General features: G+C 31.2%; 17 protein-coding genes. 6 read left to right on the top strand and 11 right to left on the bottom strand.

The genetic code is table 11. The annotated features are described in order from the left end of the window. Positions 1 to 30 precede the first annotated feature (30 nt). Positions 31 to 1,038 (top strand): sensor histidine kinase, encoded by a 1,008-nt coding sequence (locus U0D62_RS10700; protein WP_322287274.1) that lies wholly within the window; start codon positions 31 to 33, stop codon positions 1,036 to 1,038. A gap of 3 nt (positions 1,039 to 1,041) precedes the next feature. Further along, positions 1,042 to 1,737 carry a LytR/AlgR family response regulator transcription factor gene (locus tag U0D62_RS10695; RefSeq protein ID WP_322287273.1) on the top strand — a complete coding sequence of 232 codons (696 nt, stop codon included), beginning with the start codon at positions 1,042 to 1,044 and terminating at the stop codon, positions 1,735 to 1,737. Between the two features lie 141 nt (positions 1,738 to 1,878). Here U0D62_RS10695 and U0D62_RS10690 read toward each other — a convergent pair whose 3' ends face one another. The 4 genes from U0D62_RS10690 to U0D62_RS10675 form a co-directional block, all read right to left on the bottom strand. Next, positions 1,879 to 3,924 (bottom strand): metallophosphoesterase family protein, encoded by a 2,046-nt coding sequence (locus U0D62_RS10690; protein ID WP_322287272.1) that lies wholly within the window; start codon positions 3,922 to 3,924, stop codon positions 1,879 to 1,881. A 428-nt stretch (positions 3,925 to 4,352) separates the two neighbouring features. Continuing rightward, entirely contained in the window at positions 4,353 to 4,934 is a 582-nt protein-coding gene (locus tag U0D62_RS10685) for a helix-turn-helix domain-containing protein (RefSeq protein WP_322287271.1), read from the bottom strand. A gap of 12 nt (positions 4,935 to 4,946) precedes the next feature. Then, on the bottom strand, positions 4,947 to 6,305 hold the full coding sequence (locus U0D62_RS10680) for a serine hydrolase (protein WP_322287270.1): 1,359 nt from the start codon (positions 6,303 to 6,305) through the stop codon (positions 4,947 to 4,949). A gap of 467 nt (positions 6,306 to 6,772) precedes the next feature. Beyond that, positions 6,773 to 8,422 carry a serine hydrolase domain-containing protein gene (locus U0D62_RS10675; RefSeq protein ID WP_322287269.1) on the bottom strand — a complete coding sequence of 550 codons (1,650 nt, stop codon included), beginning with the start codon at positions 8,420 to 8,422 and terminating at the stop codon, positions 6,773 to 6,775. Positions 8,423 to 9,259: 837 nt separating this feature from the next. Between U0D62_RS10675 and U0D62_RS10670 the strand changes: the two genes are divergently transcribed. Next, positions 9,260 to 9,694, top strand: a complete 435-nt coding sequence (locus U0D62_RS10670; RefSeq protein ID WP_322287268.1) for a helix-turn-helix domain-containing protein — start codon at positions 9,260 to 9,262, stop codon at positions 9,692 to 9,694. A 19-nt stretch (positions 9,695 to 9,713) separates the two neighbouring features. Here U0D62_RS10670 and U0D62_RS10665 read toward each other — a convergent pair whose 3' ends face one another. The 4 genes from U0D62_RS10665 to U0D62_RS10650 all read right to left on the bottom strand — a co-directional run bounded on the left by U0D62_RS10665 (position 9,714) and on the right by U0D62_RS10650 (position 12,382). After that, on the bottom strand, positions 9,714 to 10,148 hold the full coding sequence (locus U0D62_RS10665; RefSeq protein WP_322287267.1) for a hypothetical protein: 435 nt from the start codon (positions 10,146 to 10,148) through the stop codon (positions 9,714 to 9,716). A gap of 10 nt (positions 10,149 to 10,158) precedes the next feature. Continuing rightward, positions 10,159 to 10,743 (bottom strand): DinB family protein, encoded by a 585-nt coding sequence (locus tag U0D62_RS10660; protein ID WP_322287266.1) that lies wholly within the window; start codon positions 10,741 to 10,743, stop codon positions 10,159 to 10,161. Positions 10,744 to 10,768: 25 nt separating this feature from the next. Further along, positions 10,769 to 11,293, bottom strand: coding sequence for a hypothetical protein (locus tag U0D62_RS10655; protein WP_322287265.1), 525 nt, complete (start codon positions 11,291 to 11,293; stop codon positions 10,769 to 10,771). Between the two features lie 87 nt (positions 11,294 to 11,380). Next, complete coding sequence (locus U0D62_RS10650) at positions 11,381 to 12,382, bottom strand: helix-turn-helix domain-containing protein (protein ID WP_322287264.1); 1,002 nt, start codon at positions 12,380 to 12,382, stop codon at positions 11,381 to 11,383. A gap of 277 nt (positions 12,383 to 12,659) precedes the next feature. Here U0D62_RS10650 and U0D62_RS10645 point away from each other — a divergent pair, with 277 nt between their 5' ends. The 3 genes from U0D62_RS10645 (at position 12,660) to U0D62_RS10635 (ending at position 14,777) form a co-directional block, all read left to right on the top strand. Next, positions 12,660 to 13,574: a LamG-like jellyroll fold domain-containing protein gene (locus U0D62_RS10645; protein ID WP_322287263.1), complete on the top strand. Its 915-nt coding sequence runs from the start codon at positions 12,660 to 12,662 to the stop codon at positions 13,572 to 13,574. An 86-nt stretch (positions 13,575 to 13,660) separates the two neighbouring features. Further along, complete coding sequence (locus tag U0D62_RS10640; protein ID WP_322287262.1) at positions 13,661 to 14,344, top strand: hypothetical protein; 684 nt, start codon at positions 13,661 to 13,663, stop codon at positions 14,342 to 14,344. Next, complete coding sequence (locus tag U0D62_RS10635) at positions 14,325 to 14,777, top strand: hypothetical protein (RefSeq protein ID WP_322287261.1); 453 nt, start codon at positions 14,325 to 14,327, stop codon at positions 14,775 to 14,777. Before U0D62_RS10640 ends, U0D62_RS10635 begins: the two co-directional genes overlap by 20 nt. Before the next feature lie 139 nt (positions 14,778 to 14,916). On the opposite strand, the gene U0D62_RS10630 is transcribed toward U0D62_RS10635, so the two are convergent. From U0D62_RS10630 to U0D62_RS10620, 3 genes are all read right to left on the bottom strand, one after another. Beyond that, positions 14,917 to 16,578 carry a tetratricopeptide repeat protein gene (locus tag U0D62_RS10630; RefSeq protein WP_322287260.1) on the bottom strand — a complete coding sequence of 554 codons (1,662 nt, stop codon included), beginning with the start codon at positions 16,576 to 16,578 and terminating at the stop codon, positions 14,917 to 14,919. A 70-nt stretch (positions 16,579 to 16,648) separates the two neighbouring features. Continuing rightward, positions 16,649 to 17,941, bottom strand: coding sequence for a M20 metallopeptidase family protein (locus U0D62_RS10625; protein WP_322287259.1), 1,293 nt, complete (start codon positions 17,939 to 17,941; stop codon positions 16,649 to 16,651). Between the two features lie 113 nt (positions 17,942 to 18,054). Beyond that, a complete protein-coding gene (locus U0D62_RS10620) occupies positions 18,055 to 18,810 on the bottom strand; it encodes a LytR/AlgR family response regulator transcription factor (protein ID WP_322287258.1) in 756 nt (251 codons plus the stop codon). Positions 18,811 to 18,866: the final 56 nt, after the last annotated feature.

Here is an 18,866-nt window from a genome sequence, read left to right as displayed (position 1 = left end):
GATATATTTAACCAATTATTACATGATTTTATGATTAACAGGTCATTAAAAAATACAATCCTAATAAATATTGGAGCCTTTTTATTGATACTCATACTTGAGATATTAAGTATGTGGGCGATTAAGGATAGATTTGATACTGCTTTTTATTTTTACTTACATGGTTTTAATTATACAATGGCAATTATGGGCATCATATGGATAAATCATTTCGTTTTAATTCCATTTGTTTTTGATAAGAGACGCTATTTTTTATATTCAATACTTCTTATTGCGAGTGTGTTTTTTTCGGCCTATTTGAAAGGATATTGGAAGGATGGCTGGTATGGTGTTTACAAGATGATCTTTTTTCTAATTTATACTACGGGAGCCGGAATGGCTGCCTTTCTTTTAAGACGAAATAGGATCATTCAAAGAGAAAATGACGAGAAGGAAAAATTACAAAAAGAAATGGAACTTAATTATTTAAAAGAGCAGGTGAATCCGCATTTTTTATTTAATTCATTGAATAGTATTTATTCACTATCGAGACAACAATCTTCAGAAACGTCTGATGTTGTAATGCAGCTTTCAGAATTAATGCGATATCAATTAGAGAGTTCTAAAAAAGACACGGTTTTATTAAAAGAAGAGCTTGAATTTATAGAGAACTATTTATTACTTGAAGAAAAAAGATTGAGTAAGCGTTGTACTATTGAATTTACAATTGATGGAGATGTATTGGGATTAAAGATCTCTCCAATGTTACTCATTCCATTTGTTGAAAACGCCATTAAACATGGCGCTCAAAGCACTAATGAGCAGAGTACAATTATTGTTTCTGCCACTATAAAAAATACTACACTACATTTTTGTGTTGATAATTCAAAGCCTCACAAAGTTTCTTTATCGAAAAGAACTGGACTGGGTCTCGAAAATGTGAGAAGACGTTTAAATCTTTTATATCCTAACTCTTACCTATTGGAAATTGATGATAAAGAAGAAAAATATCATGTAAATTTATCCATTGATTTAGCAGTTTCAAAATTAAAAAAATAGTTAATGATTAAAGTTGGTATTATAGATGACGAAATACTAGCACGTAAAGTGTTAGAAGAATATTGCTCTAAAATTGACAACTTTAAATTAGTATTAAGTACTGGTAATCCACTTGAATTTGTCAATTTCGTCCAGCAAAATGAAATTGACCTTATCTTTCTTGATATAGAAATGCCAGAACTTAATGGCATGGAAATTTTGCGTTCTATGATAAAACCGCCCAAAGTTATTTTAACTACGGCGTATTCTGAGTATGCATTAGAAAGTTATACCTACGGTGTTGTAGATTATTTATTGAAACCTGTGAAAATTGAAAGATTTTTGAAAGCAATTAACAAAGTTTCAGCTTCAGAAATAACAGAATTTAAAAAGGATAAAGGAAGTGAAGAACTTCAAATAAAGCATGATGGAATGCTCCTTAATATATCATTTAAATCAATTTTATATATTCAGAGTTTTGGAAATTATTTGAAAATATTTACGGATTCAAGGATGTACCTGATTTCCGAAACACTTATTAATATTACTACATTATTATCTGAGAATTTCCAACGTACACATAAATCGTACATTATCAATTTAGATAGAGTTACAAAGGCAACCAGAACATATTTGTTAATTGAAAATAGTAAAGTACCTGTGAGTGCTATGTATAAAGTTATTGTTCTTGAAAAATTGAAAGTTTTAGAAAAATTATAAAATAGGTAATTCCCATTCCACATACATTATGTTTCCATTCTAGGTTCTCCACTTTCAAAAATATGCTGAATACTCAACAAAAAAACGGCTCCGGAGATTATCCAGAACCGGTTTCGGGTTTTATCAATCTGATGTTGAGTTTTACGTCTTTCTAAGAAACCATTTAGATTTAACTTTTGAATCGGTCGTTAACCAAATTCCATCATAACCGGTTTCTACCAATGGACACATATATTGCCCTGAATAATGAGTGTTTTTGAAACACACGGGATCATTCGTATAGATGGTATCATCACCATCAGGGTAAATCTTTGCAATGTGCCAGTTTTGATGATTTTGTCCATGCGTATCGTAAAAAAGGGCTCGGTGGTAGCTCGCTGCCGTAATCACGGTGTCACTACCCATATTGTCTTCATCTGTTACAATGTAGACTTTGTCCCCATTTTTTATAGTGCCCGTGGAAGAATTGTCATCACTGTTTTTGATTCGCATAGGCGCATAATCCATGGCCATTTCAGGGTATTTCGTGCCCAATGAGGACTTGCTCAGGCTAATACAATCCAAACCACCTTCAAGGCTCATATAAATTTCATCTTTGTAGTGAAGCGGCTTCTTTGATGGAGGGGATTTTATGCCAAAGTGTTCATCATTAATTTTATGGGCTTTGGTCGGAATTGGGTTTGGTGCATTTTCTCCCCATGACGGATACTCATAGTAACTTGTTTGTACCGGATCGGTCGGTTTTTCCCTGACGCTAAAATCTATAATGGCATAAGCATGATTAAAAAAGTCATTCTCAGATTTCAACTTATATTGCTCATTAAACGGACAATTGGGATACTTTAAGCGGTAAGGATCTTCCTTGGTTGCTTCTTCAAAAGCGCTGGCTCCTATCAAACGACCTTTTCTTAAGCCATATAGATGCTCATTATATATTACCTGATTGTGCTCATGCCCCCAAAGCCACGTAGTGATTCGTTCTCCAAAATACCTCTGGAAAGGATCGAGCAGGTATTTGTTCATATTGGGATATCCACTATAGGTTGACTCTTGCCCGTTAATTTTAGAAACGTGGCTAAACAACTGGTGGTGAGAAAGCATGATCGTTGCCCCTCCGAAATTATCAAGCTTGTCCTGATGCCATTGAACCTCAGAAGAATGCAATTTAGGACCTCCGTAAAAAGGGTTGAATTGATTGGTTGGATCCGCATCTCCATAACCGGTATCCATTCCCAGAAACTGCCAGCCTTCGTCCTCCGTTCTTAAGCAAAAATAGCTCGCTTTTTGAACCGCATCCTCATTAAAACTGTTTAAGCCCTTTACCATGTCGTACAGCTTATATCCAAAACAGTAATAGTCGTGGTTCCCCGGTATGTTAAAAACAGGAATTCGATTTCCTTCACCCAAGGTTTTATCGAATACCTTAGTAATAATGTCAGCAAAATTGCTGTAAACCTCGGTAGGGGTTGCTGAGTAATAGATATCTCCCAAATGGATAATCACATCTGGTTTTTGTTGAGTCATCAGTGTCATGAGCAGGTTTTTAGCATCAGACATTCCTGTTCCCCAATCCCCTATAATGGCGACTTTTGCGTCATTCGGAATTTTGTAGTCGATCATGCCATACTGGAGGTTATTGTTATGATCTTGCCAGTCATTGTATTTCAATACGCCATCGTACTTTACAGAGTAATATTTATAGTCTTTCTCGCACAGCAAAAAGCGGGGATCCATGTCACTGTATTTCCGGTAGTACTCCTGGTTTGCTATTTTATGGAACGTCTCTTCAATAGTTGCTTGATATTCTATTAATTGATCTACTATTTCTCCGAAATGTCCCTTTGCTTTATCCTTTATTTTTTGAAAGACTTCAATAACTGAAGGATTTGCATGTGCAGTCCTAAAAGACAATTCAGACAAATGAGTGAGTGCTGAATCTTTCTCTGGGTCGGTAACTAATTGGCGATGATTGATGAGAATAGACGATCCATATTCCTCAAAGGCTTTTTGAACAAAGACATTTGTGGCTTGAATCATAGGATGATCCTGAATGTGAGCCGAGGTCAATTTAGCGGCTTTCTCTTCGGAATACTCTGCTTTTGCGTGTTCAAGTGCGCGTTGTGCGACAACAGATTGCCAAAGCGACAAAGCTTGATTATGAACGCGAACTGGTGGTAAGGTTTTCATTTTTCTATTTTTAATGGTTAGAAACGAATTGTACACGCATCTCCCTTGATTAAGTGAGAACAATGAAGTAATCTTAAATAACTTGGTCAAACGAGTACATACTAAACTTAGTAAATGCCTCAGTTAGATTCTATACGTATTTATACCTTAAATTATGACGAAAGAATGGCTGTGAATATCTTGGATGGGGCGAGTAAAACTCCTTCCCTCTCTCAATAAAAAAGTGAAGCAGCGAGCTGGCGCGTTGGAGAAACAATGCACGGCACAATCACTATATTTTAGAAAGCATTGAACTCGTTAAGATTGCTTAGAAATAGATTGAAACCTTTCCATTATTTTGTTTGTCAATCAATGAGACAAATCATTTCTAGCCAAAGTATTCTTTTTTATTTTAATTGTCTTAATAGACATTTACCATTTTATTGTATTTATAATCTTAAAAAAATAATTTTCGGATAATATTTTATATCCTTTTTGTTGTGAATTCGGAATGTATTAAAAATTATAAATATAAAATTCATTACATACATAACTATTAAAAACACTAGGTTAGAATTAATAATAATACGCCAAGATACCTCTTGAGTTGCACCAAGAATTATTGAAATTAATGGGATGAAGAAAAGTAAAATAGTCCATGTTATTTGAAAATTGACAATATCTTTTCCAACTTTATTAATGTCTTTTAATTTATCTTTTCTTAGAATCCACAATATAAATGGCACCAGAATTCCAAGTATAGGAAAGAATACATAGGTAAGTGCAGATAAATTAAGAATTTTCAAAAACCTCCTATCCTCTTTTATTGTCCAATCAATTAGCTCATCTGGAGTAACATCTAGAGCATTGGATAATCTTTTAAGGGTATCGCCTGTTGGATCCGTTTTACTTTTTTCAATTCTTTGAATAGTTCTTAAACTCAAGCCTGATTCTTCGGCAAGCATTTCTTGAGACATTCCTTTTCGGTTTCTCAACTCTTTTATTTTTTTTGCTAAATCTTTATTCTTCATTACACTTTTTAATTACTTAATTTTATTGGCTCTAACTTGTCTCGTTCCTTGGTTTAAAGTTAGGCTGACAATTTTTCCTTTATCATTTGAATTGAATATTATTTTAACCGAAGAACCCTTTACAAAAAAATGATTCTCATCTTTAGCAAAAAGCTCATTCTTTCTTAATTCTCTTGGAGCTTGAAGAAAGAGTGAATTACCTATCTTGATTATTTTAATATTAGCATTAGGCTTCAATCTGTAAGTGCCTATATATTGCTTAAGTATTTCTGATGAAATTTCTACCGTTTTTTCTATAGTTGAAGTTTGGTTGATAATCATAGTTGCAATTTTCTTTGTGACGTCTGGTACATTTTTAATACGCTTACAATTGCAATTGGTTAATGCGATAATATAAATATTTTCTTTGACTATAAAAATGCCGCTGGCGGTATACCCAAAAGTACCACCATTGTGAGCAATTACTTTTGAACCATTTAAATTTCCTATTCTCCAACCATATCCATATGGAATCTTCTTCCCATCGTTAAGTGTTGATGGGTTTATTGCTTTTTTCAAACTAGAACGCTTAATTAATGTATTTGATGTGATAGCATTATGCCATTTTAATAAATCATCTACGTTGGACATTAATGAGCCCGCTGAGTATGGTAATGTCAAACTCATATAATCCGCGTTGATATATTTATTGTGTATATATTGATATCCAGCGGCTCTATTTTTAATGATTTCCTTATTACTGCCATAATAAGATTTTGTCATACCAAGTTTTTCGAAAATATTTTTTTCAATAAAATCTTCATATGATAAACCTGAAACAATTTCTATAATACGCCCAAGAATTATATAACCCGCATTGCTATATTTAAACTGTTCTCCCGGTTCAAAATCCATAGGTTTATTCTTAAAATAATTAATAAGTTCTGTGGATGTCATATCGGTTCTAGCTATTAAACTCTGATTGCCCGAAGGTGTACTGTTCTTAATACCAGATGTGTGATTTAACAAATGATGTATCGTAATAACCTTACCTTTTGTGGGATAATCAGGTATATATTTTATAATCTCATCTTTAACTCTAAGTTTACCCTTCTCCTCTAACATTAAAATGGCTATTGCAGTGAATTGCTTTGTGATAGACCCAATTTGTAACACACTATTCAATGTAATTGGTGTTTCCAGTTCTAAATTTGATTTACCATACGCTTTTCTATAAATGGGTTTACCATCTTTAGCTATTAACATTACAATTCCTGGTTCATTTTCTTTATAAATTGAAGAAACTATATTATCTATTTGTGATTCTAAATCTTGACTAAAACTAATATTCACTATCAAAAGAAAAAAAAGGGATGTGAGAAGTAATTTCATAGTTATATTTATTTAAAAAGATTGGATCAAAATTAAATATAACACATTACAACGCTTGTGAATTCTTTACGACATCTTTACGACATCTAAGCTAATTAGCAGTAATCAAAGGGGTATTGAAGTATCATCAGAGTCATTAAAACAAGTTCATACTTTTTATTTTCTAGAATTTTAGACAAAAAACATTATAAATAACTTGAAGTATATAATCAAAAATAATTTCCTTGGATTTAAATAAACTCTATATTTTTTTGATATACTTGAAGGTTAATTGTTTAAAATTGATATAAAAATTCCTAAATAAAAACAATTAAAAGGTTAGATGAAACGGTAGAAATCAAATCCCATTCCATACACATTCCCCTACTACTCTCTCCCGATAACTATCGGGATCGTTTCGGTAAATAAGGTTCCATTACGTTTTTTAATGTTTCACCATAAAATTCAAGGCAGCATATCAACTAGTTTTAATCTTTGTCTATTATTGCAGGTAATATATAATCAGTCATCATTTTATTAACATCGATTTGAGCACTTATATTACCATATGCCGAGGCAGTGATAACCGCAACAAAAGGAATGTCTTTAAAAATAAAGATCTTATTACCCCCATTACCCGCAGAAAAAAAAACTTCGTATTTTTTGCCATCTACTTTAAATATATTATTAAAAAAAAGGTATCCATAATATCCATCTTCCCTTGCATCTGCATAGTCCCGAGATACTTGTTTAGCTAAACTTTTTTCCACCCATTCTTCAGTGAGGATTTGTTTACCATTCCATTTACCCTTGTTTTTATAAAGTTGTCCATATTTAGCAAAATCAATGGCTCGTAGTTGTATTCCTCCACCGGTATATGCAATATTTTGAGGAGTATAAAACCATTTGTAATTGGTAATACCTAAGGGAGCAAATAGTTTATTATCAGCATAAGAAACGAGTCCTTCAGGAACTGATTTATGAATGATATCCCCTAACAAATTAGAACCAGCAGTAAAGTAATTATAGTCTTTGCCAATTACTTTATCTTTATGCATAGGTAAATCCAACGTGAATTTCACCCAATTATCAGTAGATTGCATTTTATATTCAGTCCCTGGACTGTCATCGTCATTATCATTGCCAAGAAATCCAGAACTCATGGTTAAAAGTGATTTTAATGTTACAGAATCTTTTTTAGCACTATAATTCTCGTATGATTTTAAATCGTAAAAATCTTTTAATAAAACATTTTCATCTTTTATGAATTTGTCTTTAATGGCTATACCCATTATTGTGGAAGCAAATGATTTTCCTACTGACATTGGATTGTGTAAACTATCTCTTGTTGTACCGTTAAAATATTCTTCTATTAAGAGTTCTCCTTCTTTAATAACTATAATTCCGTTAATATCTTCAAACCTACCTTCTATAATTTTTCTATTGAGTGCTTCAATTTTATTGTTGTCAAAATTATCTTTAGAAATTTCCCAACCACTATTAGTTTCTATTTTTTGAACAGGAACTAGGCTTTCATCTATAATTATTTTAGGAACTTCTACAGCGATATTTCCTTTTGCCAAAAGAGGGCCAACTTTTAATGTACCATCCTTTAAATATGGTTTTACTTCTATGCTTAACGTATGGTTTCCTTCTGTAAATGCATCTAGGCCGCCATTAATTTTCATAAATCGTTGCCACATAAACCAACCCCAAAAATTAATTTGTTCAGGTGTTACTAATGGTATTACTTGTCTAAGTTTTTCTGTTTTACGTGTTTTTGGTCCTGCTCCTGTGTTTAAGTTCTCTATATAAATTAATTTTCCATCTACTAAATATGAAAATTGAAAATTTCCTTTGCTTAATAATTCATCTTCAGATAAGGTTGGAGCTAATTCTTGAAGGCTTTGTATCAATGGTTTGTCTAAATTAAAAACCATACTAAGGTAGGCATCGTTATGCAAATTGAAGTTTTTTGAATATTCTTCTGAGGAAATTTTAGCTTTTGTAAAGTCTACTGTCGAAAAGTATAAATTCTCTATTTCATCTGAAGATGTATTATCTGATTTTGACTGACTATTATTCTTGCACGATATTAATAGACATGCAATAAGCACTAAAAAATGATTTGATTTCATGATTGTGGTTTTTTTGTAAAGAAAACTTTTTTTGTACATCAGATGTAACAGTTTTAGTTATTAGATGTCCTAAACTATAGTATCAGACTATTTTTATGTTAGACTAAAACACAACAATGTTAAAATTTTAAATGGATGAGTATATCGCTATATGAGCTTTTTCTGATATTAATTATTGGTCAGTGTATTTTTTTGATTGTTGCCATTCAGTATATCCCTAAAAAGCATACTGGAGCAAACAGGACTATACAGTACTTATTGGCTATCTATTGTTTTTTTTTATTCGAAAGGGCTATTGGCCACGAGTTTGAAAGAGACTTTTTGAGGAAATATAGCAATATCATTAATACTTTTTATCTTTTTATTGGGCCTTTAGTTTATACTTATATTAGGCGGTTACTTTTTTATAAAAATGGAAACTATCAGTTAGAGTACTACCACTATTTACCAGCACTCTTGTATCTAGCATACTGTTTTTATCATATTTATATTTACGATTCAATAAAAGATGTCAGTAGTTATTTTTACACTTTATTGTTTTGTAACGACGTCATATTTTTTGTTTTTATTTCGGCTTATTTATTCAAATCTAATAGACTACTAAATTACTATAAGAAGAATGAAGGACAAGAACTATCCTTTAATCAAACCATTATAAAGTATATAAAGATCATGCTCATTTGCTTGTTGGTTTATATGATTTTTTGGTTGTTAGGTATTATTGAACGTTTTGTTGTTAAATTACCTATCGATATTAGAATGATCTGGGATATATCATGTTTAATTTTTGGTATACAAATTTATATAGTAGGCTTTTATAATTTAAAACATCCTGAAGTGTTTAAAATTAGGTTTCCTTTAAATAAGGAAAACGAATCTAAAAAAAAGAATAAGCTTGATGAAAAAGAAATAAATGAGATTCAAAATTTGGTTGACAACTTCTTAGAAGAAAAGAAAGGCTATTGCAGATCAGAATTAAGTTTATCAATTCTAGCTAATGAAATTAATACTACAACTAATAAACTATCCTGGGTTCTAAACAATATCTATAAAAAAACTTTTTACGAACTGGTTAACGAATATCGTGTTGAGTATTTTTTACAAATGATAAATGAAAATAAGCATAAAGAATTTACATTAGTTTCTATTGCATTTGAAGTTGGATTCAATTCCAAATCTACCTTTTACAAAGCATTTAAAGAGATAACAAATTTTACTCCTACAGAATATATTAGAAAGGCTGAGAACTCGCAAAGACTTAAAGAGAATTAATAAATATTATGGATGCCGTTTAAAATTCTCGTACAAAGCTAACACTACTAATTAACCCCTGCTCCACTTTATAAATAGAAATGTATTTCTTTTCTTTTCCGTCGTTGGTAACAATTTCATGGTTGATAACATAAGGACCATTGTCCATTTGATTCACAATTTTTACCGATACTGATTTGTTTTCAAAATCTGTTTTAAAAATTGAAGCCAATCTATCAGAACCTTTACCCATCATCTTATCTGGATATGTATAAACTTCAACATTGGTGTTATAAAGCTTTATGAACTCGTCATAGTTGTGGTCATTAAAATAACTCATCCTTTTATTGACAACTTCTAGAGGTGTCAGGTCAGAATAATTTTGTGAGTTTTCTACTGCACTATTACTTTTTGAGTTGTTTTTACAAGCTATCGATAAAATGATCAATATGCCTAAAATTGCTATTCTTTTCATTTGATTATATTTAGTTTTTAGGAAAGTGTACATTGTTTTTGATTTCTTTTATCTGTGCTATATGACGATTGGTGTGCGCAGCCATGTATAAGAAAATTTGGTAAGCATCTACGGTGCCAAAATTTACATAATGATTTCGTAGGTCATCTTTTGTGTTTTGTAGATAATCAATGTGTTTTTTTAATTTGTCTAGATATATGTTGATTGTTTGATCGTTATCACCGTAAATTTTATTCGGTTCGAAATCTTCTTGCGTTTTAGTTTTATTTGTTCTGTCTTGTACAAATGCAATCAACTCCTCATCCGAAAATTTCACATCTTTACGCCTTTCAGGATTCGCTGGAAGCGCAAGAGATTCTTCAAGTATTTCAAATACTTCATCGACAAATATGGTGACATGTTCTACACATTCTGCAATAGACCATGATGCTTCATCACTTTTAAACTCAAGCTGTGTATCACTTAGACCATCAATAGTGCTTAATAAGCTATCTTTTGATCTATCTAATTGGGTAATAGCGAAGTCTCGTTCATTAATAGACAACTCGGTATTATTATAATTGCATTGAATACATAATAACGATACTAAGAGCATAACATAAATTTTTCTCATAATTGTATTATCTAATTTTTATCATTCGTTTTGTTAACCCCTTTTGTAGTAAATAGTCTTCGAGCTCTTTAGATTGTCCAACTTGTGCATGATGTAACAGCGTAAGACCATGCGGTCCTTTTGCAAAAAGTAATTCTGGATAGGTTTCGATAGTTGCTTTGACTAAATTGGTTTCACCCAACATAGAGAGGGCAAAAAGGTTTGGTCTTGCTCCCTTTGAAATAAAATAGCTTACAATTTCTTTGTTTCCCAGATGAGCAGCACCTTCAATAGCTTGTTCGTAGTCACCATTTCCCCAATCGTATGAAGTGTAGATTAGATTTGGATACTCGTTAAGCATTTCTTTAACCAATTCTAATTTTGAATGACCAGCAATTACAAAATCTTTTATAAGTTTTATATTTAGCTGATTGGGTTCTCTGTTAGTCGTATTAAATTGTTCGCTTTTTGAAGTTGAGAGGAAATAGGTGGGCAATGCAATACCTGCACCTACACCAATAATAGAACCATAAATAAACTTTTTTCTGTTCATAACTGAATACTGTTTGAATGTTACAATATTCAGTATTATTGAATTAAAATACTTTAAAATACACGTATCCTTTAACGAAAAAATACATTATGTTTTTTTGTATGCTGAAGGCGTTACACCTGTTTTTTTCTTAAATGCTAAATTAAATGAGGTTACATTTCCAAAACCTGATTCATAGGCAATGGTAGCGATTTTTTCATTTTTATATGAAGAGTCTTTTAGAAGAGTTTCTGCTTTTTTTATGCGATATTGATTGACAAAATCATAAAAGTTTTGATTTGTATTCTCATTGATAGCTTGTGAAATTTCTCGTGCTTTAACATTCAACTTTTCCGAAATCATATTCAGGTTGACTTTATCGTCTAGATAAACCTTTTCGCTTTCGAAAAGAGCTTTAATTTGTCGATACAATGTTTTTGAGTCTTTTTTATCTAATTGAGAACTACTATATTTTTGCATTTGCAAACGATGTTGGTGTAAAAAAAGATAGCTGAATGCATAAATTAATAAAGAATAAAATATAGGACCTCTAATGTAGTAATATGTAAAGTCTAATAGATTCCCAATATAATGAAACCAAATGAGCGTTGTTCCAATTAGAATTTTTTGATACCAACTAAATAGATTTTTACTAACTTTTAATTTGTTTTTATATAGATACCTCCAAGATAAGATTAGGTAAAAAAGCAAATGAAATACTACGATACCGTAGTTCCAAAAAGATTCAAAATTCCCATTTCTAGGCACAAATGGAATCAATATTAAGAATAGAATAAATGGCACGAAATGCAAATACGCTTTTGACGTAATTGTTTCATTCTTTTCAAAAAGGGCAATTCCATATAACCATAAAGCAGGCGACGCTATTAAAATTCCTGAAATACCAATATTGTTTTGCCAATTCTCTAATGGCACGTAATAATTCAATACAGATTTACCAATTCTAATTGTCAACCCAAATATAAAAAGGCCTAGGAAAAAGTGCTTTTTTCTATTTCCGTTTTTAAGACTGAATACATAAAAACTTAAGAATAGCCCTTGTGCTAAACCAAGAGTGGCAAGAATTAAGATAAGTCCAGTTGTCAACATCGTATACTTTATATCAATAACATAATGAATAGGTAAAAATCAATATTTCTTTGCTAAAATCCTTTTAAGAACACGTTTACTTTAGTAAAAATAAATTTTATTTACTTGTCTTATATAAATAAAATATTATTCTTTAACATCCTTACTAATGTTACGCTTCCCTCCTAGTATATTGTTCTGAGCTAGAACTTTTAAGGATATCATAAATTTTGCATTTGATAAAATAGCTTAGTTTTAATTAGTATTTTTGGTTTGTTTTATCAATATCAATTGCGTTATGTCTATAATATCAATAAGAAGAATGTTTGTATGTATCATTACCATTTTTGCTGTTACTCTATATTCTTGTAAACAAGAAAAAAAACCGGAAGAAACACCTGTTACAATTACAGATCATGGTAATGCTGATTTAAAAAAAGCACTCACTTTTTACGCATCTTTTGATAAAGGAGTTGACGCAGATTTTTCATTAGGTGATGCACGTATGTATACGGTACCTAATAGAAAAGCGATAGATTCTGCAAAGGTCGGATTACACAAACCTGATATTAGCAGACAAGAAGGAAAAGGAAAATACGGTTCTGGGTTAGTGTTTACAGAGGATAGCAAGGGAAACATTTATTATCCCAGTGAAAAAAATATAGCCTATAGTAAAGAAAATTGGAGTGGCGCGGTGTCATTTTGGTTAAGTTTGGATCCTGCTACAGATTTAGAACCTGGCTATTGTGATCCTATTCAAATTACAGATGTAAGTTATAATGATGCTGCTATTTGGGTTGATTTTACCAAAGAAAATCCTCGTGATTTTCGATTAGGAGTTATTGGAGATCGAAACGTGTGGAATCCAAATCCTGAAGGACCTGATAATGAGAACCCCCTTTTTAATAAGCGTCTAACCGGAGTAAAAAATCCACCTTTTGGTAGTGATCAATGGACACATATTTTGATTAACTTTTCTAATCTAAATACTAGTAATGGACAGGCTTCTCTGTACATGAATGGTAAACTCAAGGGTACTCGTAAGAATATCGATACACCTTTTACCTGGGAGTTGTCTAAATCTAATATTTATTTAGGATTAGGATATATCGGACTTATGGACGAATTATCTATTTTCAATAGAAACTTAACGGATAAAGAAATAACAACGTTATATGAATTAGAAAATGGAGTTCATTCTATTTTAGAATAAAGAAATGACACCGAGTTTATAGATCTGTCTATAATCTCCATTTTTCTAAACCAAATGATTCATATTTATAGAAAATTACATCTATTATGTATAAAAATTGTTTTATTCTACTACTTTCTATCCTTTTGATTTCTTGTAAACAAAACAATAAAAATGTTGAATCCAACACAGATGCATATGAAGTCGAAACAGATACATACCAACCTACTGAAGAAGAGATAGAAAAGTTAAGAATTGAAGATTCTATCAATATCATTAGGAATAGAGAACTATTAGAAAAAGAATCTATCCTTAAGAAAAATGGTGTCTATACAGACAGAGAAGACCTAATTACTATCTTATTAAAACTTGACTTTATATCTGGCGTAAAAGCTAATAGTGTAGAATTAAATGAAATAGTTCCGGATTCGAATAATCAGGAAGATATTTATTTAAAATCTTGTAAATATAAATCTAATACCTCTATTGAGTTTATTGATTCAAGCTCTATGTTTGAAGATTCATCTGTATATCCTATAGCTATAACATCTAATTTGGATTCTGATTTTTATTATATTGAAAAGATTTCAGTATTTAAAAATGGTGATGAAATAGAAATTAGTTTAAAGCGTATATCTACAGAGGGTAATATATCTAATGAGTATATAAAACCTTTTATGGTGTATCATTACAATTATTATGTACTAGAATTTTACGATAAGTCGTTCGCTGTAAAATCTATTGTTGATTCTTTAGAAGTTGAAGAGTGTGATGAGCCAGAAAGAGGATAAATATCCAGAAGTTATAGCTTTAAAAGCCTTTTGTATAGAAAAGAATTGCGCTACCAGGAAATTAGACGACTCTTATACATTACATTCTTTTTTTACTCCCATTTTGTTGCTTATAGATTCTGTTGAAATTGTTATACAGGTACAGGATGAATATAATGATATAGCCATTAATAATTCATTACTAAATATTGTTCTCTGCTTACAAGAATTAGAGTTAATAGAAGATTCTACGGATTACTTAAATTGGTTACAGTTTCAAAGTATTAAAAAGAGTACTGAAACACTAAGATCTTATTATCAAAAAATGGTTGATGTTATACCAGATCTGAGACCAAAGTTTGCTCATAAAACTATTACTTCTTTTATACCTGGAATAGATTATCAGCTTAATTCTAATAGTATGTATTATTTAAGGAAAAACTTGATTAGATAAGTACTGTTATACTATATAAAAATAGCCACAAAATAGAATTATCCTCAGGATGATTCTATTTTGTAACTTACTGAATAATTACAGATAAAAAAACCTGTATTGAGTTTGGTGAAGTATCGAAGCTTCAGTATACTACTAATTATAATTTATCTATCTCTAATAACATCTCTTTTGCAGCTGTGCTAATTTTTCCATCATTATCATTATCTAAAGAAATAGCCTTTTTGAGTACTTCTCTTGCCTTTTGAGTTTCTCCGGCTGCAATGTAGGATTCCCCTAAATATTTATAAGCGTTTGCAGAATTTGGAAATAACTCTAAAACCATAGAGAATACTTGAATGGAAGCCTGAATTTGTGGGACACGACCACTTTGCAATAAAATGTTTCCTAGTTTAATTAGTCCCGTTTCAAAATTACAAAATGCATAAAGTGGGTCTTGAATCATTTTAGGAAGTTCTTCTGCCAGTTTTTGTGTTTGTCCAGATAAATACAAGCTTATTACATAATCCATCGGCTTAGGTTTAAAATCCTGTACATTAAAAGTTAATGCTGCTTCTAATACGGGATCCAGATTGTTTGCATACTCATCAAAACTCATGGTAACCGGAATGCTAGGGGCTATCCAATCTGCATTTTCTAAAGCTGGCTTATCTTGCCACCATAAATACGATAAAGAGATATCAATAGTGCTGTTTGGTAGTTTTACGGGGCGGTTATCACCCCAAAAATTGACATTTTCTGCTGTGGGTTCTCCCACAAAAATAACGTTGGTATAATTGTCTATTTCATTAACTAGGTTTTGGCAAGCAGAATAGGTTCGTTTTCCAATAATCACAAATAACTTTCCTATTTTATTTATCTTTTCAGTTTTAATAAGACCTTTTATAACATCTTTATTCAAATAATTGTTTCCACCGCCATTTAAACGTAAATCAATAATTAATTTCTCAGTATCATTCGTTTCTATTTCATTAAAAACACGGGCATAAAAATCCTTAGTACTTTCTTCGGCTTCATCTCTAATTCTACTATGTCTAACATACATCGCCTTTTCTTTAGCTAAATATTCTGAAAAGTAAACCTTATCCAAGTGTTGTAGATATAGCGGTGTTGTTGATTGATTTCTTGCATCTAACCAATTTTCATTTTGATGTACATAACCACGGTGTGTAGGTACTCTTTCTCCTTTTGCTAATGCGGTAAAGGATTGGACAAATACTTTTCCATTTTTTTCTAATGTAAGTTCTACCCTATTTTGAAGGGTTTTTGTCAGTTTTTGAGCGTGTAAGATTTCAGGATATCGTATATTATTAATTCCGTAAGCTTTAAAATATTGTGTATTCTCTACTTCTACTGTTGGTTCAATTGCTTTTAGAACTTCTGAAATCGGCTTCCCTTCTACCGCTATGACTTTTGCTCCAACTGCTTCTGGATAGTTCTTATGCGTTCCCTGAATATAAATCCCATCATTAAATTCATACAAATTGAAAGGAAATTGTGAAAATTCAAAAGGCTTTTGATGAAAACTAACATAAGTATGCCCATATTTGAATAAAGACACGATACGTGAAAGACCAACAATAATTTCGTGTTCTTGTAAATTAGGAATGTCTCTATATAGTGTTTCAACTTGGGTATCAAAATCTTCTTTTGTTGTTTTTACAAAAAGAAATGAATAGTCTTTATGTATGGTTTTTTGAATAAAACGAAGGTCTTCCTGCCATTGCGCTTTGGTTAAAGCCTCTTGAGACCATAATTGAGAAAATAGAAATAGGTTGAGGATAATTAGTATTTTTTTCATGATGCTATTTTTTTACCTGAATTTATTTCAAGAGTTTTGATTATTAATTGATGAATTATAAGAGATTCTTTTATTTGCTGTTTACTCTTTCAAAGATTAAAGAAGCAAAAGATTGTACACCATATTTTATGGTTGTTTCATCTACAGCAAAGTTGGGTGTATGTGGCATAGAACTTATACCTTTTTCAATATTAGATCCTCCTAGGAAAAAGAATACTCCTGGTACTTTTTGCTGATAAAACATAAAATCTTCGCCAAAATAAGGAACTTGTCCGTACAGTGGTTTAAACATGTCTTTGTTATAAAAACTAGCAATTGTTTGTGATGCAATTTTTGTGAGTTCAGCATCATTTATAGGGGTTCCTGCATAATCCTTTGAATATCCAATGGAGATAAAAGAATCTTTAAATTTAGAATTAAGGATTTGTTTTTTGATTTGTAGAGGTAAGCTATTCACTTTTTTTATATCAGTTTCAAGAAAACTTGCATTATAAAAAGTAGTCCCCTTATCTTGATCTGTTTGAAGTCTTGCTCCTTGTAGAATAAAGTAATCTTTAAAAATTGTTTCTTTGCTTGTCAACCCTATTTTAGGATCTGAAATCTTACTTATGATATCCCAAGGTGATCCTTTCTGTTCAATATTACGAACAAAACCTTTTAATATACCATTCATAAAGTTTTCTAACTCTTTATTATCGGTATTAGGTTTAAATTCAACCTTTAGGGTTTTTGTGTGTGCAAATAACTCATTAGCTTTAACATTGATAATTCCGGATGCTTCTGGACCAATATGTAAGCCATAAATTTCATCTGGCTTAATGATGTCAAAAAGCCCATCTTTAATCATATCTTTTGCTCCTGTAAAAGTTTCTTCTGCCGGTTGGAAAATAAAGTACACCGTGCCTTCCAGATCTTCTTTCTGTTGTGATAATACCGTGGCTATTCCTAAACCAATTGTTGTATGGACATCATGACCGCAAATATGTCGTACCCCTTTATTTTTGGATTTAAAATCAACAACATCTGGTTCATTTGTTTTTATAGCATCCATATCGGCTCTCCATGCTATTTTTCTTCCTTTTTTCCCACCTTTTAAAATTCCTACTACACCATTACCTCCGATATTAGTTTTTACTTCCAAACCTATTTTTTCTAGATACTCTGCAACGATTTTGGATGTTCTTTTTTCTTGCTTAGATACCTCTGGGTGCATATGTAAATCTCTTCTGACTTTAACTAGATTTTCATAGATAGCATCGGTTTTATTTACGATTTCTTTATAGGCGTTTGTAGTTTTAGTTGACTGTGCACAAAGCGATATGGTAGTCAATAAAAGGATTGTTATTATAAGTTTTGATCTCATGATATAATTTTTTATTGTTAATTATTATATCACAAATATTGCCCTATTATGAATGTAAGAATAGCCCTTTTTGTTGAAGTGTAGTTTTTTATACTTGAAACGTCACAAGCTATTTATTTGTTCATCCAATCTTTAAAATCACTTGTCTTTTGTCTGCTCACAATAAACTCCTGATCTCTTGGATTTGAAACAGATAACTTTACACGATGATTAAAGTATGGTTCTATTTTCTGAATTGAAATTTTGGAGATAATCTGACCTCTATTAATTCTATAAAACTTGGTGTCATCTAAAGAATCAAATAATTGATCCATAGTCTCATCTATGATGTAGCGTTTGTTATGGGTGATACCAAAAGTGATGCTATCTTGTGAATACATATATAAAAGCTCGGATATCCTTATTTGTACAAAACCACTTCCCTCTTTTACCAATATTCCTGAACGTTTTTGTGGCGTTTGAATACTACTCAAAAGTTCTTTTAAAATATTGGGTCCTATAGGATTTGATAGACTTTTAGATTTTGAGAATTTGTTTAAAGCAGCGTCTAAGTCGTTTTGTTTAATGGGTTTTAGTAAATAGTCAATACTATTTACTTTAAATGCTTGAATGGCATATTGATCAAAGGCCGTGGTGAAAATAATAGGTGCAGTTACTTCTACTTTCTGAAAAATCTCAAAACTTAAGCCGTCTGCTAATTGAATATCCATGAACACTAAATCTGGTGCCATATTTTTTCTAAACCATAAAACAGTATCTTCAACAGAATCTATAACAGTTAGTACTTCAAAATCAAAAACACTTTTATTTAACAAGTTTTGTAATTGACTTGCGGCACGAGGTTCATCTTCAACGATTAGTATTTTCATCTGTTTATATTTATTGTTTTTTATTAGTCAGATGGAATCGCCATACAATCATGTAA

The organism is Aquimarina callyspongiae, from assembly GCF_034322225.1.
In the GTDB taxonomy this organism is placed as follows: domain Bacteria; phylum Bacteroidota; class Bacteroidia; order Flavobacteriales; family Flavobacteriaceae; genus Aquimarina.
This window is presented reverse-complemented; position numbering and strand designations above follow the sequence as displayed.